General features: G+C 62.0%; 12 protein-coding genes. 2 read left to right on the plus strand and 10 right to left on the minus strand.

Features of this window, described 5'->3' with window-relative positions; all coding sequences use genetic code 11:
- Positions 1-464: 464 nt before the first annotated feature.
- The 4 genes from CKA38_RS04340 to CKA38_RS04355 all read right to left on the minus strand — a co-directional run bounded on the left by CKA38_RS04340 (position 465) and on the right by CKA38_RS04355 (position 16,823).
- The gene (locus CKA38_RS04340; RefSeq protein WP_108824397.1) at positions 465-1,694 is read right to left on the minus strand and encodes an ABC transporter permease; all 1,230 of its coding nucleotides are present in this window, start codon (positions 1,692-1,694) and stop codon (positions 465-467) included.
- Positions 1,691-2,473, minus strand: a complete 783-nt coding sequence (locus tag CKA38_RS04345) for an ABC transporter ATP-binding protein (protein ID WP_108824398.1) — start codon at positions 2,471-2,473, stop codon at positions 1,691-1,693. The genes CKA38_RS04340 and CKA38_RS04345 overlap by 4 nt, the downstream gene beginning before the upstream one ends.
- 194 nt (positions 2,474-2,667) lie before the next feature.
- Positions 2,668-16,356, minus strand: a complete 13,689-nt coding sequence (locus tag CKA38_RS04350; protein WP_108824399.1) for an autotransporter-associated beta strand repeat-containing protein — start codon at positions 16,354-16,356, stop codon at positions 2,668-2,670.
- Between the two features lie 269 nt (positions 16,357-16,625).
- Positions 16,626-16,823, minus strand: coding sequence for a hypothetical protein (locus tag CKA38_RS04355; RefSeq protein WP_108824400.1), 198 nt, complete (start codon positions 16,821-16,823; stop codon positions 16,626-16,628).
- On the opposite strand from CKA38_RS04355, the gene CKA38_RS04360 reads away from it, so the two are divergent.
- Positions 16,816-17,043, plus strand: a complete 228-nt coding sequence (locus CKA38_RS04360; RefSeq protein ID WP_108824401.1) for a hypothetical protein — start codon at positions 16,816-16,818, stop codon at positions 17,041-17,043. The genes CKA38_RS04355 and CKA38_RS04360 overlap by 8 nt on opposite strands.
- A 381-nt stretch (positions 17,044-17,424) precedes the next feature.
- Here CKA38_RS04360 and CKA38_RS04365 read toward each other — a convergent pair whose 3' ends face one another.
- From CKA38_RS04365 to CKA38_RS04390, 6 genes are all read right to left on the minus strand, one after another.
- The gene (locus CKA38_RS04365; RefSeq protein ID WP_108824402.1) at positions 17,425-18,189 is read right to left on the minus strand and encodes a TorF family putative porin; all 765 of its coding nucleotides are present in this window, start codon (positions 18,187-18,189) and stop codon (positions 17,425-17,427) included.
- Positions 18,190-18,285: 96 nt separating this feature from the next.
- Positions 18,286-19,968 (minus strand): DUF11 domain-containing protein, encoded by a 1,683-nt coding sequence (locus CKA38_RS04370; RefSeq protein WP_161554719.1) that lies wholly within the window; start codon positions 19,966-19,968, stop codon positions 18,286-18,288.
- Between the two features lie 353 nt (positions 19,969-20,321).
- Positions 20,322-21,053: an ABC transporter ATP-binding protein gene (locus CKA38_RS04375; RefSeq protein WP_108824404.1), complete on the minus strand. Its 732-nt coding sequence runs from the start codon at positions 21,051-21,053 to the stop codon at positions 20,322-20,324.
- Complete coding sequence (locus tag CKA38_RS04380; RefSeq protein WP_202863959.1) at positions 21,050-22,303, minus strand: ABC transporter permease; 1,254 nt, start codon at positions 22,301-22,303, stop codon at positions 21,050-21,052. Before CKA38_RS04380 ends, CKA38_RS04375 begins: the two co-directional genes overlap by 4 nt.
- Before the next feature lie 9 nt (positions 22,304-22,312).
- The gene (locus CKA38_RS04385; RefSeq protein ID WP_108824405.1) at positions 22,313-23,431 is read right to left on the minus strand and encodes an efflux RND transporter periplasmic adaptor subunit; all 1,119 of its coding nucleotides are present in this window, start codon (positions 23,429-23,431) and stop codon (positions 22,313-22,315) included.
- A 38-nt stretch (positions 23,432-23,469) separates the two neighbouring features.
- Positions 23,470-24,891 (minus strand): TolC family protein, encoded by a 1,422-nt coding sequence (locus tag CKA38_RS04390; protein ID WP_108824406.1) that lies wholly within the window; start codon positions 24,889-24,891, stop codon positions 23,470-23,472.
- A 157-nt stretch (positions 24,892-25,048) separates the two neighbouring features.
- Here CKA38_RS04390 and CKA38_RS04395 point away from each other — a divergent pair, with 157 nt between their 5' ends.
- Positions 25,049-25,489 (plus strand): DUF3568 family protein, encoded by a 441-nt coding sequence (locus CKA38_RS04395; RefSeq protein WP_108824407.1) that lies wholly within the window; start codon positions 25,049-25,051, stop codon positions 25,487-25,489.
- Positions 25,490-25,551 lie beyond the last annotated feature (62 nt).

A 25,551-nucleotide genomic window follows, 5' to 3' on the forward strand; every position in this document is an offset into this window, starting at 1 on the left:
CACGTCAAAGACGCGCCACAGCTTATCCCAGGGTGGGGCTTGCGATACCCTGGGACTGTTTTTTAAAAATTCACTCCCACGAATGGGCGCAACAAATCGTCACGACACCCGCAACATTGTCGCGCCCCTTACAGGGCGCCGGTCTGCGTGTTATTGGCAACCCGGGGTTGCGCGCTTTACGCGCACCCCGGGCTAAGTTGTGTGACGCCTTTGGCGTCATGCTTGCCACTATTCTTTCAACGCCTTGACCAATCCCGAGCCGGAAACATCGCGTGGCAGTTTCATCGCGCAAACACTACGTCACGAACAAAGTGCAGCCGGATAATGCGAGGGACGTCCATGGATTCGTCAAAATACGCCTACACAGCCTCTTTTACGTTGGCGCGCAATTCGTCCAAGCTGTCACCCTCGGATGAATACCCGCGCCGAGAGCCGAGGCGGTATAGCCGCCGTCAACCTCTTCCTCACGCACGGAAAATCACGCTCTCCTTCTTAAACATCCGCACGGCGATTGCCAGGGCGGCGGCGGCGTATACGCAGGTTGAGCCGAAGATCAGGGCGATCATGCCAATCGGGAAATTGCCCGAGACCATTTCCTTGCTCACAAGCGCCACGTTCAGGAGCGGCACGAGGGCGTATTTTGCGTTCAACTCCACGCCCGGGAGCATCGCAAGCGCCGCCGGCAATATGATCACGAAAATGAGCGGCGACACATAACTCTGCGCCTCCTTGTAATTCTTCGCGCACAGCGCCACCGAGAACAGCACCGCGGAAAACAACACCGCCAGCGGCACCACCAGCACGCACACGCCGAACAATCCCGGCAGGCTCACCGAGATTTCCAGGCCGCCCTCCCCCACGACCTTCGCGCCTTGCACCGCCGCGTCGCCCGCAAGCAGGCGCACCGCGCCAAGCGCCGTCAGCGAAAGCGACGCAAGCGTGCACACCACCGTCACCAGCGACGCCGTCAGCACGAGCAGGAATTTGCCCAGCACCAGTTCCGTGCGCCCGACCGGGCTGCACAGGATCGTCTCCATCGTGCCGCGCTCCTTCTCGCCCGCCGTCAGGTCCAGCGCCGAATACATCGCGCCGGTAAAGCACAGTAAAATGAGCAAATACGGAATCAGCCCGCCGAGTTGCGCGCCGCCCACTTTTTCGGGCGGGGCGACGTTTTGCCTTTTTACGGTGAACGGGCGGTGAAAATCCGCGGGTAGATTTTTCGCGGCCAAGCGCGAGCGCACCATCTTGTCCCCATACGAGGAGAAAAAACGCGTCAGCTCCGACACCGCCGCGCCGGAATGCACGTCGCCCGCGTAATTATAAATCATCACCACCGGCGCTTTTCCCAATCGCGCCACGGTCGCGTCAAAATCATCCGGCACCTCGACCGCCGCGCGCAGTTGTTTGTTCTCGATCCGCGCGGCGTAATCATCCGCGAAGGGCACCAGTTTTATGCGTTTGTCGGCGGCGAACGCCGCGCGCAGATGCGGCGAGTTCGCGCCGCCGATCAGCATCACGGTCGGGATTTCCTCGTAGGCTTTGCGCACGCTTTTGTAGCTGACCGCCGCCGCGCCAAACATGAGCACGGGAATGACGACGATTGGCACGACAAACATCGAGATCAGCGAGCGCCGGTCGCGCAGCGTGTCGATCAGCTCCTTGCAATACACGGTGGAGATTTGCCGCCAGTTCATTGCGCGCCCTCCTTCAATCGCAAGTCGCCCGAAGCCGGACTCCCGTCCGCCCCGCCAACCACGCGCACGAAGATTTCCTCCATGTCCTGCTCGCCGTGGCGCGCGCGCAACTCCGGCACGCTTCCCTCGGCGAGCAATTTGCCGCCGTGCACAATGCCCACGCAATCGCACAGTTTTTCAACCTCGCTCATCACGTGCGTCGAATAAACGACCGTTTTGCCGCGCTCGCGACAACCGCGGATAAATTGCACGATTGTGCGCGCCGCCATCACGTCGAGCCCGATCGTGGGCTCGTCGAAAATCATGACCGCCGGGTCGTGGATGAGCGTGCGCGCGATGGACACCTTTTGTTTCATGCCCGTGGAAAATTTATCCACGCGCCGGTCGAGAAATTCATCCATGTCGAGCTCGCCCGAAAGCCGCCCGATGCGCGCGCCAATCTCCGCGTCCGCCAAGCCGTTGAGCCGCCCGAAATACACGAGCGTTTCGCGCGCCGTGAGACGTCCATAGAGCGCGGTGCTTGCCGCCATGAAACCGACGTTTGCGCGGACTTTTTCCGGTTCGCGCGTGACATCGAACCCGTTGACGATCGCCGTGCCGCCGGTGGGTTTGAGCAGGGTGGCGAGCATGCGCAGCGTCGTTGTCTTTCCCGCGCCGTTCGCGCCGAGCAACCCGTAGATGCGCCCCGGCTCGACGGTAAAACTGACATCATCGACCGCCCGAATCTCGCCGCGCTTTTTGTCGCGAAATACCTTTGTGAGATTTTGGACTGCAATCATTGGGGGAAATATTGGATGGCGGCGCGGATGCGACAAGCGCGATCAAGCAAAACAAGGCATCCCCGGCACACGCTGCGCCGGGGAAACCCGAGTTCAAGTCATAATGCCATTTGCGAACGAATTTAGACTTTGGAGCCAAGCGCGCGATCAAATCGCAGCGGGCGCACGCAAGGCGCGCGCCATCGCGTCAAAAATCACCATAGGCGGCGGTAGCCGAGGTTTAGGGACCAGGGGCGGTCGTAGTAGGCGGCCTTCGCGTATTCATAATCCAAATACAACTGGCTGGTTTCGTTGAGGCGGTAGCTCGTGCCGAAGCCAATCTCGATGCGCCTGCCGTCGTAGTCGGCCTTGAAGGTTTTGCTGTGGGCGGTGATTTCGCCTCCGTTGGAATCGACCGCGACCACGGCGAACTTGCCATAGGGGTGCCACTTGCTGTCGCGGATCCGGCGGCCCGCGCGAACCAGCGCGCGATATTGCCAGGTGTCGGAATCGCCAACGCTCACGTCGATTGCGCGCTGGCCGACGGTGGCCCGCGTCGAGTAGTCGGAGCCTTTGAGCCAGAGGACCGCCATTTGCACTCCGGGCTCGATCCACCAGCCGTCGGCGCGTTGCAGGCGGCGGCCCGCCTCAAGCGAGAGGCTCTGGCCATTGGTGTTGTATTTGCCGTGGGTGACGCGGCCGCTCACGGACTTGGCGTCGAATTCGTTGTTGTAGCGGTCGAAGCGCGCGGTGCCGTCGAGGAACCAGCCGTTGTTCCCGAGCATGGTCAGATAAACGCCCGCGCCCACGGAACGGGTTTTGCCGTCGCCGGCATTGTCGAGGCGGCGGTCAACATTGCCCATGTCGATGAAGCCGCCGATGAAGTTCACGCCGGCTTGGGTTGCGAAGGCTTTGTCCGCGCCGCCGGTGACGCCCCAGCCGTATTGCTTGAAGCTCATGCCGGAGAGTTCGTTGGCGGCGTTGAGGCGGTAGCCGCGGGAGCGGAACCACATGCCGCCGGCGGAAGGTTTGGAGCCGAGGGTTTCGGAGCGGATGTCGCCGAGGCGCGTGTGGATGGCGTCGAGGGAGCTGGCCCAGTCGAGGGCGAGGGCCGAGGCGGTGTTGATGATCGCGTCGGCGGAATGCGAGAGGCCCTGGTCGAGGAGATACCAGCTGTCCGGATTGGGCGCGTAGATGCTGCTGTCGCCGCGAACGAGCTCGATGGAGGTGAGGGCGTATTCGAGTTTGCCGCCGGGGTTGGCCATCACGAAGTCGGCGGCGCCGGGGGTTTGCGCGGTGATGATTTCAATGGAAATGTTGTGCGCGGTCGGCTCGATGCCGTTGTCGAGAATGTAAACGGAGTGCGTGGCGGAGCCGGCGTTGCCGAGGTCGAGTCGGTTGGCGGTTTGCGCGGCGAGGTCGGCGTTCATTACAAAGAGGCCCGACGTGTCGCCGAGGGTCGCGATTGCAGCGGTGTCGGAGGGATTGTCGAAGAGGAGCGCGCCGCCGCGCATGTTGAGGGTGCCGAAGTTGACGGCGTCGCGCGCGAGCTTGAGTTGCGCGTTTTGGTCGAGCGTCGTAACGGCGATGTCGTAGGCGGTGTTCGCGATGGTGATGGTGCTGCTGGTCACGTAGTGCGTGCCTTCGCCGGCGATGTTGTTTCGCAGCGTGCCGGACATGCCGGTTTGCTCGAAGGCCGCGCCGGATGCGACGCCGATGTCGGCATCGCCGAGCGTGTCGATTTGCGTGGCGACGAGGCGGCCGGCGGCGACGGTGCCCGTGCCGTGGAAGCCAGTGTTGGAGGTGGCGAGCATGACTTCGCCGCCGGCGATGCGGAGGGTGCCGGCGCCGGAGAGCGTGTTGCGCGCCGTGCCGGTGGTTTCAAAGGTGAGCATGCCGTCGAGGAGAATGTCGGCGGAGCCGAGGCCGTCGGCGTCGGTGAGGTGCGCGGTGGCGGCGGCCCCGATGGTCGTTTGCGCGGTGTAATCGGTGTTGGCGCTGGTGACGGTCAATGTGCCGCCGGCGAGGGTGAGCGCGCCGGTGCCGGTGATGTGGCCGTCGATTTGGCCGCCTTCGGCGATGGTTTGCGCGTTGCCGTTGAGGTCGAAGGTGGCGGGGATTTCGATGATGACGAGCTTGGTGTTGCCGAGGGCGTTGTCCGCGCCCGCCTGGACGGTGCCGCTCTTGAGCATGCTTGTGCCGGTGTAGCTGTTGGAGCCGGTGAGCACGATGAGCGAGCCGGTGGTGTAGGTGACGCCGCCGAGGCCGGTGATGTCGGCGCTGAGAGTGTTGTCGGTCGCGCCGGTGCTGGTGAGCACGAGGGTTTCGCCGTCCTTCACGTTGAGCTGGCGCAGCACGTAATCGTAGTAGAGGCCGCCTTCGTGTCCCGTGCTGGTGGTGGCGCTGGCGGTGATCGCGGCGTAGCCGTAGGTGGCCTCGACATTGCCGTAGTCGATGACCTGGCCCTCGGAGAGCGCGGTGCCGTCGGCCTTGACGATGTCGAGCTGGTGGGAGGCGTGCTCGGCGAGCGTGCCGGCCTTGACGAGGAGCGTGGCGTTGGAGCCGGGGCCGTCCTGATCGAGGAAGTTTTTGCCAACCTCGACGGCGGCGTGCGTGCCGGAGATGTAGTTTTCAAACACGATCACGCTGGACTCGTCGGTGATGGAGAGCGTGCCGACGTTGAGGACTTCGGAGGGATTGACGCCGTTTTTCGGAATCCAGAGTTTGCCGGAGTTGAGCGTGAGGCCGCCGATTGTTCCGGTGACCGCGTTGGTGTGGAGCGCGGAGCCGGCGTCGAGTTGAAGGGTGGCGTTTTTGAGGGCGGCGACGTTGGAGTCGTCGCCGAGGTTCATGGTGGTGTCGGCAAGAGTGACGGTGCCCTCGAAATAGTCTGAAGGGCTGACGGCTGAAGAGCCGAAGGAGAAGGTCGAGCCGGAGAGGTTGACCGAGAGCGTGCCGGAGCCGGTGAGGGTGTTGCCCCAAAGCCATGAGTCGCCGGTTTTGACCACGAGGAGACCGTCGATGTGCGTGTCGCCCGCGCCGAGATTGGCGGTCGAGGAAACGGTGCCGGAGCCGGTGATGTTCCAGGCCGAGCCAGTGTTGACGCCGGTGATGTTGACGCCGTTGGCGGTGACAAAGGTGGTGCCGGAGCCGGTGATGTTGCTGGCGTAATCGCCGGTGGCGGCGAGGTCGAGCGCGGCGTTGTTGACCATGGCGCCCGTGCCGGTGGCGGCGAGGTTTTCGAGGCGCAGCGTGCCGCCGGTGACGAGGGTCGTGCCGGTAAAGGCGGCGTTGGCGTGGGTGAGTGTGATCGTGGTCGCGGTGTCTTGTTTTTCAAAAACGCCCGCGCCGACGAGATTGGCCGCGCCGAGGTTTGCGTTGGTGGAGGCGGCGAGGTGCGAGCCGACGGCGACGTCGAAGGTGCCGGTGAAGGCGGCGTTGTTGCCTCCCAGTGTGACGGTGCTGCCGGCGAGCGCGATGTTGCCCGCGCCCGTGACGGACTTGGCGAAGGTGCCGCTCGCGGTGTCGATTGCGAGGAGGTTGTTGTTGGCGAGCGTGCCGGAGCGGCCGAGGCCGTCGGTGTTGTCGATGCGGATGGTGCCGGTGTTTGCGATGTCGGCGGAGAGGCCGGTGTTGGCGCCGCGGATGTCGAGGTGGCCGGCGGTGTTGAGCGTGCCGGAGCCGGTGAGCGCGCCGAGCGAGGTGCCGCCGTTGGCGAGGGTGAGCACGCCGGCGTTGAGATCGAGCGTGCTGCCGGCGGCGGTGTTGAGCGTGCCGGTGGCCTGGGTCTTGCCGTTCATGTCAACGCCTGTGTTGGCGGCGAGGTCGAGGAGCGGTGTGCCGCCAAAGGCGTTGTCGGTGAGCATGCGCACGGTGCCGCCGGTGACGAGCGTCGCGCCTTCGTAATTGCTGGCGGCGTTGCCGATGGAATACACGCCGGTGCCGCTCATGGTGTAGCCGCCTGAGCCGGTGAGCTTCACGCCGAGCGCGGATTGGGCGGCGTTGGAGTTGGAGAGGGTGATGGATGCGCCGGCGTTGGCGCTGAGTTCGACGAGGCCGTAGGCCCAGCCGATTCCGCTGCCGGTGACCGCGGCGTAGAAATCGTAACTCGCGGTGCCGGTGACGGCGTTGGAGGCGTCGCGGATGCCGGTGGCGATGGCGTTGCCGGAGACGGGCGTGCCGTCGTATTGGATGATGTCGAGTTGCACGCCCGTGCCGGTGACGCTGCCGGTGGCGTTGACGATCATTTGCTGGACCGTGCCGGTTTGCGCAAAGAACGAGGGGGCGTTGATCACGTCGGTGTCGTCAACCACGGTGACGGGTTTCGACATTTTGGTGGTGCCGCTGCCGGCGACGAGGTCGGTAACGGTGAGCGTGCCGGTCGGGCTGACGTGCGCGCCCGTGGTTTCGACCATGAGCGTGCCGCCGTCCATTTCCAGCGCGCCGATGACGCGGTTGGCGTTGATTTCGGTGGAGCCGTTTTGACCGAGGACAAGCGCGGCGTTGGCGAGGAGCGAGCCGGCGTTGGCATCGAGGGCGAGGTGGCCGCCGCGCATGGCGAGCGTGCCGGTGAATGAATTATTCAGGCCGGACGCGAAGGCGAGCGTGCCGGTGGCGTCGGCGAAGTTTGCCGTGAGCGTGCCGTCGCCGCCAAGCGTGTTGGTGAAGGTCCAGCCTCCGGCGGCGGGCGCGAGCGCGAGCCGGCCACCCGCGAGGCTGACGTTTCCGGCGCCGAGATTTTGCGTGCCGCTGACGGTGCCCGAGCCGGTGATATTCCACGCGGCGATGGTGTTGGCGCCGGTGAGGTTGACGCCGTTTTCAGAAACGACGGCGACGCCGTTGCCGCCGATGGTGTTGGCGAAGTCGCCGACGTCGGCGAGGTCGAGGACGGCGGAGGAAGCCACGGTGACGCTGCCTGTGCCCGTGGCGGCGAGGTTTTCGAGGCGCAATGTGCCGCCGGTGACGATTGTCGTGCCGGTGAATCCGGTGCTCGCGGCGGTGAGCGTGAACGTGCTCGCGCCGGTTTTTTCGATGCGCGCGGCCCCCTCAAAGGTGCCGTCGTATTGGGACGCGATGGTGTTGTTGAGCGTGATGCCACCGCCGGTCAGCGCGATTTTGCCCGCGCCGCCGAGATGGTTGAGCGCGAGGGAATTGGTGACAACGAGCGTCGCGCCCGCGTCGATTTGGAACGCGGTGCCGCTGGCAAAGAGCTCGCGGGGCGCGGTCGCCGCAATCGCGACGGAGCCGCTGGCGATCGTGGTGGTGCCGGTGTGGGTGTAGGCGGCGGCGGGCGCGAGGGTGATGAGATCGCCCGCGGTGGCGCCCGCGGCGATGGCGAGGTTGGCGGGCGAGCCGGCGGCCTGGGTGATGAGGGCCTTGAAGTCTTGCGCGCCTCCGCTGTTGGTTTGCGAGAGGGTGAAGGTTTTGCCGGACTGAATTTCGACGGTGGTGAGCGTGCTGCTGAGGAAGATGCCGTGGGTGCCGCCGTGCATGGCGGAGAAGGCGTAGTTGTGCACGGCCTTTGCGGTCGGGCTGGCGGCGGTGTCGGAGCCTTGGATGATGTCGCTCAGCATGGTCGTGCTGTTCAACGCGCCTTTAAGGCTGAGACTGGCGATGTTGCCGGTTACGGCATTGGCGCTTTGGGCGATGGCGGCGGTGACGCCGTCGTCGAGCGAGAGGAGTCCGCCCGCGCCGGCCGGGTTGCTGTCAACCGTGGCGGAGCCGACGATGTTGATGTCGGTTGCGCTGAGTTTTTCCTGGCCGAAATCGACGATCATCGTGCCGCCGTTAATGAGTGTCAGGTTGCGCACGGTTTGGTCGCCATTGAGATTGATCGCGCCGCCGTTGAGCGAGACGAGGGCGTTTTTGAGGACGCCGTTGGTCGCATCGCCCGCAACAGAGTCGAGATTGAGGACGCCGGTGTTGATATTGACGGTGCCGGTGAAGTTGCCGCCCTGCGCCGTGGATACGAACGACAACGTGCCGCCCGCCGCGAGGTTCAGCGAAATGTCGCCGGCGTAGGTGGACACGCTGTCAACTTTGTTGGCGAGAACAAAGCTGCCGGGTGACGCGACCCTCAAGGAACCGGCCAGGTTGAGATCCCCGGTTCCGATGTTTTCAGTCGCGCTCACAATCATCATCGAGGAGCCGTGCACGCGCCAGTCGCCCGCGTAGTCGCTGTTGTCGGCCGTGATCGTGACGGAGGCTTGTTTGACATGCGTGGTGCCGCCGCCCGCGAGGATGTTTGCAAATGTGCCGGTGAAATCGAGCGCGAGGTTTCCGGTCGCGCCAATGGTGACGGAACCGCTGCCGAGCGCGGCGGCGTTTTGGGCGACGAGGCTGCCGCTGGTGATTTGCGTGCCGCCGGCGTAGTCGTTCGAGCCGGTGACGCGAAGCGTGCCGGCGCCGGTTTTCGCGAGCGCGCCGTCGCCAGTGACGGGGCCGTTGAGAGCGAGCGCGGAGGCGGCGGTGTTTTCGAGCGAGAGTGTCTTGCCGGTTGCGAGCGCGATGGTGTTGGAGAGCGCGACGGAGGCGGCGCTGGTGTTTGATAGAATCGCGTCGCCGGTGACGTTGAGGACGCCGGCGCCGAGGGCGGTGTTGGTGAGGGCTTCGATTTTGCCGGCGGCGAGCTCGATGCCGGCGGCGTGGGCGGAGTTGTCGCCCGCGAGGATGAGGACGCCCTGGCCCGCCTTGGTGAGCGTGCCGGGGCCGGTGAGCGCGCCGGCGAGGCTGAGCGCGGCGCCGGTGTCGATCGTCACGGTGGCGCTGGTGGAAACGGTGGATGTCGCGACGTTGGCGAAGGCGAGCCGGTGGTCGCCGAGGACGCTGAAGCTGCCCGCAATGTCGAGCGGGTTGGCCAGGAGTGTGCGGTCCGCGCCGAGCGCCTCGAGCGCGCCGCCCTTGAGGATAACTTTGCCCTCGCCGAGGGGGCCGTTGGTGGCGGTGCCGTCGGCGGCGATGCGCACGAGGCCGCCCTCGAGCGCGAAGCCTTCGGTGAAGCTGTTTGCGCCGGCGAGGACGAGCACGCCCGCGCCGCGCTTGATCATGGCCTGGCTGCCCTCAATGACGCCGTTGATCGTGATGGTGCCGGAGCCTTCGTGCGTGACGACAAAGCTGTTTGATCCAACGCCTCGGTCGTATTCGAGGTTGAGCCCGGCATTAATGATCATCGAGGCCTTCGAGAGCGCGTCGCCGGTGATGTAGGTGTTGCCGCCGTCGCTATCGAGGTTGATAATGTCGCCGGTGGTGCCGATGGTGAAACTGTCGGCATAGGTGCGGCTCAGGCCGATGCCGCCGATGACCATGCCGTTGACGTTGCGAATCACCTTGCCGCCAAGGCTGGCGTCGGCATCGCCGAAGGTGGCGCCCTTGCCTTTGTAATCCGGCTTGGCGTTGGTGGGATAATAGGTGTCGCTGCCTGCGTCGTAGGAAAGCCAGTTTTCACCGTTCCACTCATCGTTGGAGGTTCCGTCCCACGCGTAGGCGACGCCGAAGGGCACGAGCACCCAGTCGCCGCCAATCTTCATGGTCTTGCCGCCGAGCGCGTATTGGGAGCCAAAGTTGACGTCGGCGTAGCGCTGCTCGGAACTCGCGCCGCTGAGAATGATCTGGTTGAGGCCGCCGCCGGTGATGGCGTTGCCTTTCCAGTTGATCAAGGCGAGCTGGCCTCCGGCATCAAAAAGGAGGTCCGCGGCGATGAACTTGGTGAGACTGGTATTGGCGCCGAAGTCGATGGTGGAATTGCCGGAGATGAGGAGCCCGCCGCCGAGTGTCTGGGTGTGACCGCCGAGATCGAGCGTGCCGTTGTCGAGGGTGAGCGCCTGCACGCCGCCGACGAGGTTGGCGGCCGCCAGGGTGAGGACGCCGCCGGTGATTTCGAGGGAGGACGCGGAGAGTTTCACGCCGACCGTGGCGTTGGACGCCCGCATGATACCGGAGGAAAATAGCGTGCCGCGATTGGCCGCGGTGGTGCTGCCAAGCGTCACGCCGTCGCCGAGGAGCGTGACGACGTTGGCGCCGGTGACGTTGAACTTGCCGCCGTTGTTGAGGACGATTGCCGACTGGCCGTCGGCGCGTTTTGCGATGGTGACGAGGGCGGGGTTGCCGGCGTCGGCTCCTTGCGTGACGATTTCGAACGCGCCGTTGGCGTTGGAAACGGTGAGGACGCCGGTGCCAAGGTAGTTGGCGGCGGTGTCCTCGGCGCCGATGGTGACATGGCCGTCACCCGCGATGTCGGCGACGGCGCGCACGGTGCCGGAGCTGGTGATGTTGATGCCGCCGGTGATGATGTTGGCGGCGTTGGAGAGCTCGATGATGCCGCCGGCGCCGTTGGCGGTGAAGCCGCTGGTGTTGTTGGTGTCGAGCAGTTGCGACTTGATGGCGAGGGTGGCGCCGGAGAGCACGTTGATGGCGTAGGAATTGCCGCCCTTGAGCGTGATGGTCGGGGTGTCGAGGATGAGGGTGTGCGCGACGTTGTCAGCGGCCAGCGATTTCCGCACGAGGAAGGCATTGCTGCCGTTGCTGAATTCGATGGCGTTTGAGAGCGTGCGCGAGGTCGTGCCGGCGTCGTTGGAATAGGGCGAGAGATAGGCGCCCGAGCTTTGAAACGTAAGCGCGCCGGTGCCGAGCGCGCCGCTTTGCACGGTGCCGTCGGGATTGAGCACGCTGTCGATGCCGATTTCCAAGACGCCGACCTCAAAGAGCGTGCCCCCGGAATAGCGGTTGGGCGCTTGGAGGCGCATGGTGCCTCCGCCGTAGTTGATTCTATAGAGGCTGCCCGTGCCGTCGAGGATGTGGTCCTTGCCAAAGATCAGGGTGTTATAAACATAAAAATAAGTGGCCGCCGTCATGGTCGAGACACCGGCGTGGTCGAAGGTGAAATTACCGCGAAATGTTTGCTGGCCTCCGTTGAAGCTGAGCGGATTGGACACAACCCGGGACGCGCCGGCGGTGGCGAGAAAGGTGTTGCCGGCCGGATTCCACGCGTGAAACCCGTTGTGCACGGCTCCGAATTTGATGACTCCGGCGGCGGCGCCAAGCGCGTGGTCGTGCCCGGCGTAGATTTCGACGCCATTGAGCGTGACGCCGCCCTCGAAGGTGTTTGCGCCCGTGAGCATGAGCGAACCGTAGCCGCCGAGGGCGAGGCCGCCGGCGCCGCTGATGTTGCCGTCGATCCTGAGCAGTTGCTGGCTGTTGCGGACCGAGGTGTCGGTGCTGTAATAGACGTTGTTTGCACCCCAGACGCTGATGCTGTGCGTGCCGGCGGAGAGGACGCCGTCGCCCGTCATGCGCAAGTGGGTGATGTTGCCGGTTTCGGAGCCCGCACCGTTGCCGGTTTCGCGCTGGAGCTTGAGGTTGCCGTTGAGGATCCAGTCGTTGTCGAGCACGCGCGTGGCGGCGGCGAGCGCGGCGGCGGTGGGATTGCTTATGATGGGCAGGGCAACGGATGCGCCACCGCCGCCGGATGTCCACCATGCCTCCAGGGTCTGGGTGTCCGCAAGCGTGTCGCCGAGGGTGAGGACGCCGGAGCCAAACGCGTTGCTGGCGCCGATTTGGATCAGGCCGCCGTCGCGCAGTTCCGCGCCGCCGGTCCATGTGGCGGCGTTGTCGCTGGTGATGCGGAGCATGCCCGCGCCGGTTTTGACGAGCTTGCCGCCGCCGTGTATTTGTCCCGACCAGACGACATAGCCGGGAAACGCCGTGGTGTTGGCCGCGGGCATGATGGTCGTGGCGAGTTCGGTGTCGGTTGCAAGCGTGACATCGCTGCCAATGGCAAGGATGGAGGAGCCGGCGTGCTTGATGCGGGCGAAGGATGCGTCCTCGATCGCGCCAACGCCGTTGAAGGTGAGCATGCCGGAACCGTCGAGCGTGACGCGCGACTGGAATGTCTCGATGTTGAGGTGGTTGAGCGCGTAGCCGCCATCGACGTTGATGGTCTTGGCCGCGAGGTCCGAGTCGATGTCGCGAATAGTGACACTGGCCGTGGCGACGTTGGGCACGGTGCTGTCGAGCCAGTTGGTGGTGTCGCTCCAGTTCGAGACGGCGCCGCCGCCGGACCATTCCGTTGTGCGGAGGGCGCTGCCGGTGTCGGGCAGGAGATAATAAAAGCCGTCGCTGCCCTGCTCGATTTTCGCGCCGGTTTCCCAGCCGGTGAAGGCGATGTTGGCGAGCAGGCTGTCGGAGATTGCTGCGAAATTGTCGTTGCTGAAGCGGACGTAGGCGCCGGTGTCGCCAGCCGCCCAGTTGCCGTCGGCATTTTGAACGATGAGGATTTTGGAGCGGCTCCAATTCGCGTCCACCGCCGTCATGGCGTTGGTGAAGGTGAGGCCGCCCGCGCCGCCGAGGATCAGCGAGCTGTTGTCACGCAAGTAGAGGTTGGTGATTGCGTTTGTGTGGTCGTTGGCATCGAACGCGCCGCCTTGCAGCACGAGGGCGCCGGCGACGAGCTGGTCGCTTTTGCCGAGCTGGAGGATGCCGCCGTATACGTAAACGGTGCCCGTCGTGATGCTGTTCACATTGGCTGCGTCGGTGCCGTTGTGGTAGAAGGTGCTGATGCCGTTGCCGTATTTGGCAATGTTTGAGAGATTCGTGATATTGGCGTAGGCCGCGCCGCCGGCCTTCACGTAGGACTGGCCGGTGGTGTTGGTGCTGGTGTCGAGGCGCAGGGTCGGCGAGCGGGAGGAGTCAACGCCGTTGCCGTAGACGGCTCCCGAAAAAATGACATCGCCCGCAACGGACAGCGTGCCCGCGCCCGCGGACGAAATAATCCGCATGTCGGAGCCGAGAGTGACCGCGCCGTCGCCGGTGAAGCGCAACGCGGAGTTGTTGTTCAAGGTGATGGTGGCCGTGTGCAGGGTGTCCGCGCCTTGGAGGAGGACGGCGTTGCCGCCGGTTTCGACATTGATAACGCTGTTGCCACCGGTCAGGAAAAGCTCGCCGGAGCCGAGATAATTTTTACCGGCCTCGACCGCGCCGATGCGCAACCCGGCGGCGCCGATGGTTGTGTAAAGCGCGCCCGTATTGATCGTGAGGCCACCGGAGAACGAGCTGTTGTCGCCGAGCATTTCCATGGCGGCGCCACCCGCCTTGACCAGCCCGCCCGTGCCCGTGAAATCGATTCCCGCGCCGAAGGTGACGGAGGCGTATTCCGCCGGGTCGGTGGGCATCGAGTTTATGGCGAGTTTATAAACCGAATCCAAATCAACGGAGCCGTTGTAAAGAAAGTTCAGGCGGTTCAGCGTGACGTCACCCTCTATCTCAAACGCGCCGGAAAACTTCAGCTTGTTGTCGGCATGATACGACTGGAACACGCCGCCGCGTAGCACGACGGTGCCGTCGCCAAGCCAAGTGCCGGTGCTGTTGCGCATTTCCGATGTCAGGATGCCTTCCTCCAGGAACAGCGTTCCGGAAAAACCCGTCTTCTCGGTGGTCCAGATATAAAGATAACCCGGCCCGGTTTTTGTTATGTTTTTGTCGCCCTCAACGATTCCGTTGAGCAGCACATAATTGCCGGAGTAGATGGTGAGATCGTCCTTGAGCACGATGGCCGCGGGAATCTGAAGGTTGACGCCGTAGATTTGGGTGAGCGTGGCGCCAGCGCCGTTGTTATCGAAAACGAACGTGCCCGTGTTGATGGCAAAATAGCTGCTGTTATGGCCGGTGGGGTCGATGGTCAGCGAGCCGAGCGTGACGGTGTTGCCGCCCAGTGTGATGGGGTTTAAGGAACTGATTGTGGAGCCGATCGCGGCGCAACTGATCGTGGCCTTGGCGCCGGCGAAATTGGGGATGTTGAACTCGTCGTCGCCGACCCAGTTGGTCGCGTCGAACCATTTCCAGTTGCCCGTCGTGGCGAGGCCGTCGGTCTTGTTGTCGAACACGGCGTCGAGGTAGTTGCCCGCGATGGGTGCGAGGTTGCCCGAGAGGTCGTATTCCGCGCCCTTGTTGTAACCGTAGAACCACACTTGCGACAGCGCCTCGGCCGACAGGGTATTGGCTGTGGAAATGAGATCATCCGTCAACGAACCGTCGGCGCTGTAGTTTCTAAACTTCAGGATCGAGTTGGCGCCGAGCGTCGTATTGCCGAGTCCGAGGATTGTCGCCGTCGAGCCGCCGCCGCTGCCGAAATCAATGAGAAGCTGCGTGTTTGCGGCGAGGTCAAGGGAGGCGAACGCCTGGTCGTGGCCGCCGAGCGAAAGCGTGTTGACCGTGCCGCCAAGCGTGGAGACCGCCGCGCCGTCGAGCTGGCTCGCGCCCCCGGCGATGAGCGCGCCAGTGTTAAAATACAGGGAGCCGATGCCGATGTCGCCGCCGCCAAGCGAGAGCGAGCCGGAGTCGATGAGCGAAAGTTTTGTGAACGTGGTCGTGGCGACGCCGACGCTGTTGGAATGCGTGACGAGTCCCGTGCCCGACACGGTGAGATCGGCGATGGTGGCGGCGCCGTTGACGGTGAGGCCGCGGGCGGCGCCCGTCTCGGAACGCATGGCAAGCGGGGTGCTCGCCGCGACGAGCGAACCGGCGTTGATGGCGACGTTTTTGCCGAGGTTGATGACGGCGGAGGTGGTGTTGAGCATGACCGTGTCGCCGAGCGTCACGTCGCTGTTGAAGAAGATGTTGCCCTTGAGCGCGCCGGTGCCGAAATCGATGGTGCCGGAGGTGAGCGCCACGGCCGCGTTTTCGATTCGCAGCTTGGCGTTGTTGGAAATGGTGACGCGCCCGCCGCCAAACGTGACGAGCGCGCTGGCGTTGGCGCCGGTCAGCGTGAGCATGGTTTCGTCGCCGGGAGTGCCGTCGCCCATGACGGTGATGTTGCCGCTGCCGAGAATATTTTTGCCCGCCGAGGCCGCGCCCAGGACAAGCTCGCCCGTGAACGCCGACGTGTTGACGTAACCCTGGCGCACGATGAGGCCGTCGAAAGTGCTGTTGCCGCTGGAAAGCGTGAGCGTGCCGTAGCCGTCCTTCACCAGCGAGCCCGCGCCCGTGATGGCATGCGCGGCGCCAAAAATAAGCGAGGTATTGGCGTCGATGTTGAAGGTTGTGGCCGCCGCGCCGAGCGTGGTCGCTTCGGACGCGCCAAGTGTGAGCGAGGAGCCCGAGCCGCCGTTGATGGCGAGGCTGGACGCGGTCGCGTCGAATGCGAGGGTGTTGGCAAGCGTGCGCGCGCCGGAGAGGTCAAACGCCTTCGCGTTGCCGGTGGTCACCACGATGGGCGACGCGCCGAGGGCGTTGTTGGCCTCGAGCGAAATCGTGCCGGCCTCGAAGCGGACATTGCCGGTAAACGCGGCGTTGGCATTCGCGAGGACAAGCGTGCCGCCACCGGTCTTGACCAGCGTGCCCGAACCGGCGAGCGCGCCGCCGAGGCGGACGGTCGAGGCGATCGCCACGGGGTTCACATAAAGTGTGTTGCCACCAATCGCGACGGTGTTGGTGAACGCGAGCGTGTTGACGTAATTGCCCAAATTATTGACCCGCAGATCGGAGCCCAGGCTGACCGCGGGATTGATGGCCAGATTGACATTGCCCGAAAGACTGAGCTCGGCCGCCGTGCCCGCGACGCCGGAATCGAAGATGAAGGACGTCCCCGCAGGCGCGTCAAAACCAAGCGTGGTGCGCAACGCGGACGAGCTCGGCCCGGTGACGGAAAGTTTGCCAAGCGTGACGTTTCCCGCATCGAGCCGGATGGTTTTGCCGTTTAGCGGCGAAGGCGAAATCGTGCTGAATGTGGCCGTGTCGCCAGCCGCCGCGCCGGGTGCGCCAGCGGATGTCCAGCTTGCCGTGTCGCTCCAATTGGTGCCGGAGCCGGTGAAAGTGCCGGACGTGGTTTGCGCAAAAGCGTTCGTTGCGTCATTGAAGAACCCCGAAAAGACCAAAATGCAGGCAACGAGAGCAACTGAGGGTTTTGTGTTCATGCTATGTTTGAGAAAAATTTTTCAAGAGAGGATTTTTGTCACTCGTTTGCATAGGACGAGTCACCTACCCCGCCTACCGCCGCATCCGCAACTCCGGCACCATGAATGCGCAACTAGAACAAGGGTTGTAAGAACACATGTCTGCAGTCCTTATTGTCAATTTTATTCAATAAGGAACCAATGCCGCACAAAAAAAGACGCGCTTCGAAAGCGCGTCCGCGGGAAAATAAGGCAAATCCATCAAGTGGATTTTTTGGGACCGGAAAACACTATTGAGTTCTTAATTGGCTGTTTATGAACTTCCAGTTGGCGACCTTGGCGGGGTTATACATCAGGTTGTCGGTGGCTTCGTTATAGGTGGCGACGTCAACTTCGTAAACATAGGTGAGATTGGTTTTGCTACTTGCGCATACAAGATAGTAGCGGCCCGTAACAGGGTCATATTGTTTGCCCCTGACAATGGCCATACCTTCGATCGGGCTGCCGGGCATTCCGGTGGTCGCCGTTGTTACCGCCGCGGGACGGGTTGGACGGGTGGGCGCGCGACGGACGGAGCTCTTGGGCGTCACGGCAGCCGTCTTTCTGGAAGCCGTTTTTGTCGATTTTCTGGTGGTTGTGGACTTGGCGGTTGTGGAGCGGGTGGTCGCCGGAGCGGTGGTTGTGGCGCGCGTGGAGGAAGCCGGTTGAGCCGCCCGTTGCTGGGGGCGGGTTGCTCCGCGGGCGCGGTTTGGCTCGTTGGCGCCGGGGGCATCGAAAAACTGACGGTCGGAATGGGCGCGACGGGAGACACGGGGGAGTAGGGAGTGACCGGCGTGACCGGGGCCGGTTGCTGACGGGTGCCGGCGGTTTGGGGTGTCGAACCTGGAGCCATCACTTTCCAAAGCAGCCAGCCTGCGAGGAGCAATAGCAGCAAGAGCACGACTGCATAGATCGTGTTATTTTTTTTGCTTTTGCGTGATGCCATTTTTCTTGATGTTAAACAACTGCTTTAACAGTCAGCTAGGTTTGGAGCAAAAAAAAACGGGGCTGCGCTTGTTAATGCCAAGCGCGAGCCCCGCCTTGAAGATATTACCACTTCAGGCCGATGCCCGCGTAACCGTAGAGGTTGTCGCTGCCATCGTGGTAGCCATAGGACCAAGACTTGCGGTTAATGGTGTCGCCATATTGCACGCCAACAGTGGCACGGAGATTCTTGGTGAACCAAACGGAGGCGCTGACGGTGACTCCATAGTAGCTGTAGTTGTCCTTGACGTCGGGTCCCGGGGTGTCGGGATACTGGTCGCGGATGTTGCTATTGCCCACAAAGAGGCTGAAGTCAACCGAGGCAGGGAACTGCTCGATGTTGAAGGGAATGCGATAGCCGGTCGCCGCCTCAAAGGTGAGATCCTTTGTGCGGATGTCGTAATAAGCGGTGACAGTCGCGCCCCAGTTTTCGAGGATTTCGCGGTTGGCGCTCGCATAGACTTCGTAGGTGTAATCGGTCTGGTTGTTGTCGGCTTCGGGATAGAAGTATCCGATGAGGCCGCCGGAGAATTCAAAACCCTGCCAGTGGTATTTGTAACCGCCGTAGAGGTCGAATTCGAAATCCTTTTCGGAGGCAAAGGGCTGGTTGGCCCAGCCGCCAACAAAGAAGCCGTCTTGTCCGGTGATGGGATTAAACTCAAAGTTGGCCTGCATGGACTGTCCGGCCTTCTTGTCACCGCGAAACACGTAGCGTGTGCTGTAACGCATTTCGAAGGAACCTTCCCACTGGGAGGTGGTTTGGGCCTGCGCAGTGAGTGTAGTGAGTCCGACCGCGGCAGTAACGAGGGCGAGTGTAGTTCTTAGTTTCATAATTTTTTCAGGAAAATATGGGTAATGCAGAGGTGCCCGGCCGCCGCCCGCCTTCGATCATTAGGCAGGCGGCGCGCGAGCACCTTGCTGTGGTGATTAGTAAACGTAGGTCGTTTCGTCCTTGTTGATCGGCTTCGGGAGGAACGACGAGTTGAACTCGAGGCGGGTCGTGGCGACACCTTCCTGCGCGCCCTTGGCTTCAATCTTGAAGGTGATGACGCCGCGCGGCTTGAGGAGCATGTCGGGCAGTGTGACCACCTTGCCGGTGATGGTTGCGGTCTTGTCGGAGCAGGTGACCGGCGTGATTTCATCGCTGAAGATTACGCGGATCTGGCTGTTGACTTCACGATAGGCACCCTGATTGGTGATGCGGATCGTGTAGGTGACAGGATCGCCAACGCGGATCGGGTCAACATTGTCGATGATCTCGGTGAGCACGCCCGGAGGTCCGTCCCAGATGGTGGTGGCGGCCGCGGTGGCGGTCAGACCCTTGCCGGTGCGGGCGGTGACCTTGTTGGTGGTGGTCATCGGCTCGGCGGCGGTGATGGTGACGTTGCGGGTCACGCTCTGGGCCGGCGCGAGCGAGGCGACGTTCCAGACAACCTGGTTGTTGTTCTGGGTGACAGGCGCATCGGAGGCCGAGACGAGCTTCGAGCCCTTCGGAAGGTCATCCGTAACAGTGATGTTGTTGAGCGTCGAGCTGCCCTCGTTGGTGACGGCAATCGTGTAAGTGGCGTTGCGGGTGATCGTCTGGCGCTCCGGACCGGTCTTGGTCACGCCAATGCGGGAAAGGACAACATTGACGGGCGACTCGGCGCTGACCGATGCCGCGTTGCTGGCGGTGACGGTGGCCTTGTTGACCCACTGGCCTTGCGAGGCGGCAGTGACGGGAATGTTAACGGTCTTGGTCTCGCCGGCGGCGATGGTGCCGATGGCGTAGGTGGGCTGTGCTTCGTTGCCGCGCAGACCGGAGGGGAGGTTGTCAACAACGACAACATCCTTGGCGGTGGCCGTGCCGACGTTGGAAACGCGCACTGTGTAGTCGATTCTGTTGTCGAGCTCGGCCTCGCGCGGGCCGATCTTTTCGACGGCAAGACGCGGGGAGCCGGCGCGGAAGCCGAGGCGGGCCACGGGATCAACGCAAACCTTGGTGGCGGTCAGGAACTCGCCTTCCATGTTCGGGCGGACGGTGATGACGGTGTCTTGCTGCTCGCCTTTGCGCATCGAGGCATAACCCCAGTTGAGGTCGTTGCCGCTCTTGGCAACGTCGGGCGTGGAACCCACGTAGGTCGCACCTTCGGGAAGGTGCTCCGTGACGCGGACTTCCGTGATGTCGGCCAGCGCCGTGACACGCACGCGATACTGATAAGCGGAACCGACTTCGCCGGGAGCGCTGAGCAGCGTCTTTTCAATGGTGTAAAGGTTGGAGTCAAAACGGTTACCAATCGCACCGGTGCTCACGGGAGCAACATAAGCGGGCTTGCTCTCGGTCGTTGTGGTAACGACGGTGGCCGGCTTGGACTCGGTGACGGTGGTCTTGGTAGTAGTTGTGGTCGTGGTGGTCTTGGTTGCGGCAGGTCTGGTGGGAGCTGCGGCGGGAGGAGCCTCGGTGTAGGCTTTTGCAGGAGCGGTAGCTGTGGCTTCAATAGCCGGAGCCGGATTACTTTGCGGATACTCCGGATACTGCTTCGACTGCGGAACGGCCATCAAATTGGTGGCCAAAAACGCGACGACGCCGAATGCGAGACCGGTGATCTTGATTTTACTTATCGGTTTCATGGAAGGTTGGTTCTGGTTTACTTGGTGTTAGGACAAACTGGTTAGCACACAGTGGTTGCTTATGACTAATTTCAACTGACTAACATGTAGCAGACAAGCATAATTCTCTTTGGTTGCCCGAAAACTTTCGGTTTTTGAAATTGGTCATGAACTATTGGTTATGAAGTATTTTTGTTCTTTTTAATCATGTAAAAAGCAATCGGTTTTTTGAAAAAAAATTTCCGGGAAATATGCCTCCGGCGTGTTTTCAGTGTCCGCCATTTATAACACGAAACGGGCGAAAACCAAGCGCATCGTTAATTTTAAGGTATTGAATATTACTTTTTTACAAAATATTACGAATTCGCACACGCTCAATCGATAAACACACCGTCGCGCATCGTGCGGATGCGGTCGCATCGATCCGCAATCTCGGGATTGTGGGTGACGAGCGTGATCGCCTGGCCGTTTTCCTTGGCAAGGCGGGTGAGCAGGTCGAACACAATCGCGGAATTTTTTACATCAAGGTTTCCCGTCGGCTCGTCCGCCAGAATGATCGAAGGTTGGTTTGCCAACGCGCGGGCAATCGCCACACGCTGTTGTTCGCCGCCGGAAAGCTGGGTCGCCAGCCGGTGTGTTTTCGCGCCGAGCCCGACGGCGTCGAGCAAATGGCGCGCCCAGTCCAGCCGTTTCGCCATCGGCCAGCGGCCCAGGCGATTCATCGGCAGCATTACATTTTCAAGCGCCGTAAACTCCGGCAGCAGGAAGTGAAACTGAAAAACGAAGCCGATATGCTCGTTGCGAATCGCCGTGCGCTCGTCGTCACCGGCCTGCGCGACATCGCGTCCGCCAATCCAGATTTCCCCACCCTCCGGCCTGTCGAGCAAGCCGAGCAAATATAATAAAGTGCTCTTGCCGCAACCCGAAGGCCCGACAATCGCCGTGACCGAGCCGCGCCTCGCCGAAAACGAAACCTCGCGCAGCACATGCACGCGCGCCTCGCCCTCGCCGAGATGACGCACGAGTTTTTCACAACGCAACGCCACCTCGCCCGCCGGGTTCTCCGGTTGTATAATATTATTATCCTTATTATTAATCGCGCTCATTGTGACGCCCCCCGGATGATCGCCGCCGGCTCAAGCTCGGCCGCGCGCCGCGCCGGCAGCAAGCTCGCAATCAGCACAACAATCGCCGACGCCGACGCCGCGCCCAAATAATGCAGCGCGCGCCACGCCACGACAATATGGTCGGCGGCAAACAAACCCGTGTTCGGCATGGGCATGCTCGAAACGCCCCAAGTCGCCAGCGCGCCCAGCGCGCACCCGATTGTCACGCCCAGCACGAGCACCATCATCCCCTGCATCATGAACACAAACGCGATGTCGCCGCGCGTGAAACCCATTGAGCGCAAAATCGCAATCTCCTTCGTTTTCTCCATGACGATCATGAAAAGCGTGTTAAACATGCCCAGCCCCGAAACCACTATTATAGTAAATACTATAATCGCCGCCATGACCCGGAAAAACTGAAAAACCGCCAGCCAAATCTGCTCGCGCTCCTGCCAGCTCTTCGCCACATGATCCGTCATCAGCGAGACCTGCTCCGCCATTTCGGGCGCCTTGTTTATATCGCGCAAACCGACTTGCAAATACGTCGCGCCGTAGGGGCGGTTTAATAATATGCGCGCCTCCTGCATGTGCATAAAAACGCGCACCTTGTCTATGTCGCGAATTCCGGTTTCATAAATCGCCGACACTTTGTAACGCGTCGAATGCCCGGCGTATGATATTAACACGGAATCCCCCGGCCTGAGCCCGAGCCGGCTGGCCAGCACCGAGCCGACAAGCACGCCGGAGGGCGCGCGCCTGAAATCATCAATGCCGCCGATTGTAATCTGGTGCGCCAGGTCGGAAACCGCCAGATGGTCGTCCAGCTCGATGCCAAAAACCTGCCCCGCGTCCTCGCGCGTCGCCGACTGGATGCCGATGTTGCCGCGCAACACGGCGGACACGTTTGTGACATCAGGGAAACGCTTGATCGCCTCGCCCAGCAATCGCGGCTCGGCCACGCCCTCCTGATACTTGCGATTGCTTTCCACGGTCACGCTCCCGACCGGGCGGCCCTGGGCGTCAACAGCCCCGACCGCCGGAGTCATGTTTTGAAACATCTTGTCCTCGACGCGCATCGGCCCGTCGGTGCCGATGATTGTGCGAACAAAAAACTCCTGAAATCCGCTCGTGATCGCCTGTGTTAATATAATAAACGCAACCCCCATCGCGATGCCCACAAGGCTCATCAACATGGAACGCTTTTTCGCCAGCAAAAAGCGCAGCGCGATTTTCAGGTTCGTTTGCATTATTATATATTAGCGCGCCGCCGGCCTTGCGACACGCACGCGCTGTCCGTCGCGAAACGTCGCGGGGAAATCCACTATAATCTCATCGCTTTCGCTCAAGCCGTCGAGGATCTCGACATTGTTCAACCCCGAGAAACCCGTGCTCACGCCAACCTTGAACGCACGATTGTCGCGCACGGCAAAAACGGAATTGCCCAGCAGCGCGCGCCTGTCGGCGATCAACACATCATTATGCTGGTCCACCGTGATGCTGGCCTCGCCCGTGAGCCCCGGCACAAGGCGATCCTCCGGAATATCAGCCTTCAAGTAGGCAATATAGCGCCGCGTTTTTTCATCCGCATTGGGAAGCACGCGCTCAACCGAGGCCTTGAACTGCTGCCCGCCGTAACCGAGCAATTGCATGTTCACGGGCAGGCCGGGGCGCACACCCGAGAAATTCTCCTCGCTGATCTGCGCCTGCACAAGCCGCTCTCGCGAAATGACGCGGCACAACACCTGCCCGCCGCCGACAAGATCGCCCGCGCGCGCGACAATCTCGGATATCGTGCCGTCGTTCGCCACGACGACCGCCATCTTTTCGAGCGAGCGCCTTTTGGTTTTCAGCGACAATTCGAAACTTTCGAGCCTCTGCCGGTTTGATATTTCCTCGTTGGCCAGGTGAAACTTGAGCTGCTCCAAGGCGCGCTTGGCGCGGTCCAGCTCCTGCTGGGAAATGCGCCCCTGCTCGGCAAGCCGCGTGCTGTTTTTCACGGACTCCTCGGCGGCGGCAATCTCGAAGCGCCTCGGCGAGCCGAGCGCGATGCTGTCCTTGAACGCCCTGTATTCCGACTCCGTGCGCTCGATGTCGAGCTCGAGGTCCTTCGTGTCGATTTGATACAAAACATCGCCCGCCCGCACCTCCTGCCCGAGCTGCACATTGCTTTTTAATATGCGCCCGCCCGCCTCGCTCTTTATATCCATGCTGAACGACTCGGTGACGAGTATGTTGGCGGGCACCACGCGCATGGCCGTCCCCCGTTTCACGGAATCGACAACCGCCACGGGCAGCCTCTGGTAATACACCCAGAATCCAACCGCGGCCGCCACCGCGAGAACCCCCGGTATTATTAAAATGCGTTTCAATTTCATTATTATAAAGTCGGCATGAATATTATGTTTCGATTATATCAATCTCCCGCGCCCGCGTTTCCGCGATCCCGCGCAACCGGATCCTGCCCGCGATTCGACAAATACGACGCCAGTGTTGTATAAAACTGCGCGCGCGCCGCGTGGATGCCGTGCGTCGCGTGATTGAAGGACGTCCGCGCGTCATCGACATCGCGCTGCGAACGCATGCCGCTCGCGAAATCCTGCTCGGTAAGATCCAAGTGTCCGCGCGTCCTGTCCAAATCGCGCTCGGAGTTTTGCAACCGCTGCCACGCAATCATCAACCTGGCCGTTTCCGCGCGCCGCTCGGCGTCCTCCTGCTGCTCGATTTGGGCGCGGCTGGTTTCGTAGGCGCGCAGGCGGTTGAGCGAGGCGCGGCGGGTGGCTTGCGATGCAAACCCATCGAACAGCGACCAGTTCACCGCAAGCAACGCGTTCCAGCTTGTCACGAGCGACTTTTGCCCGAACGTGTCGCCCGCGTCGCGCCGGTCGTCCTGGTTGACCGAGAGTTCGACTCCAATCTTTGGATACAGGCGTTTTTTGGCGATTTCGTAATTGAGCTTCTCGATCCTTGCCGCGTCGGCCATCTCCTCGGCCCGCGCGGAAGGCGGCGCGCTCACGCTCCCGGACATCGCCGCCAACGCCTCCCCGATGTCGGCAAGCGGGGGGATTTCCACGGGCAGACGGTCGATCTGCGTCGCCGTCATTCCGGTGATTTGCACAAGCGTCGCGCGCAACGCCGCATATTCGTTTTCAAGCCGCGCAACCTCGGGCAACTGCAAATCGACTTCGCGATTCGCGCCGTCAATCTCAGCCGGGGCGAGCGAGCCGTCGTCAATCGACTGCCGCACATATTCGCGGTCTTTTTGGACTCGCTCCAGCTTCAGGCGGGCAAGCCTCAAGTCATTTGCCACGAGCACAAAATCGAAATACCGCCGGCGCAAATCCACCGCGAGCACCCGCCGCGTCTCGGCGACATTGCGGTCAGCAATCGCCTTTCGGATTTGAGCAATCTGGTAATTTTTCTCCAGCGCCCCCCAATGATACAGCGGCTGGTAAAAACCCACGTTGAACAGAATCGAGGTCACGGTGCGGTCTTTCGAGCCGGATTCGCGGTGCTGCTCGTAAATCACCCCCGGGCGCGCCCACGCGCTCACGTTGGGCAGCATCGGGGCGCGACCCACCGTCACCTCCTCGCGCGCCACCGCCGCCAGCCATTCCTTCATGATAATATCCGGCCCGTTCACGAGCCCCTTGCGCAGCATCTCTTCGAGCACGGGCAGTTTGCGCTCCGGCAGTTCCGCCTGCAAACGCGCCACGCCGGTCTCACTCGCCGGCGCATCCTCCTGCGCCCCGAAAACTATTCCGCATCCAAGCACAATCATCCAAAGGAACGCCTTTAAGACGGGCCACCTGTTGATGTGTGCGTTGAAAAAAGCCATTGCCGAAACACAAAATGATTGAAAAAAGATGCTTTGAATCGGGAAACCCCGCCTCTGACAACGAAAACAAAAGATATCTCCACTCAAAAAACGCGCGCCGTTGCAAATAAATGCAACAAGCGCACTTCACGCCTGACAAATACTCGCAATTCACCCATTGTCCAAAGTTCCTGTCTTTTTTAACACTCAGTTTTTCCAGCACAACACCATGCTCAAGCACACCATAGCCACCCTCCTCATCGCCGCCTGTCTCGCCTTTGTCGCAGGCTGCCAAAACATCCCGCTCGGCGGGGAAAACAACGTCGGCGCGTTCAACTTCGGTGAATTCGAAGGCCTCTACAACACGACCGCGCCCACCGTCACCCAGACCGCCCGCGAAGCCGCGCAGCAACTCGGCCTAACCGAGGTCGCCCTCACCGAGGGCAAGTTTGAATCCGTAATCATTGCCCGCGACGCGAACGACCTGAAGGTGCAAATCAAAGTCTCCGAGGCCAACAGCCTCCAGACCAAGATTCGCATCCGCTGGGGCACCGGCGGCGACCGCGACCAGTCGATCAAGTTCTACAACACAGTCGAAAAGCTCATCGCCTCCAAATAAGAGCGAACAATTACTCTCCCTCCAAACCGCGCCCGCAAAGGCGCGGTTTTTTTGCGGCACTC

Origin of the sequence: Ereboglobus luteus (assembly GCF_003096195.1) — a bacterium.
Lineage (GTDB): Bacteria > Verrucomicrobiota > Verrucomicrobiia > Opitutales > Opitutaceae > Ereboglobus > Ereboglobus luteus.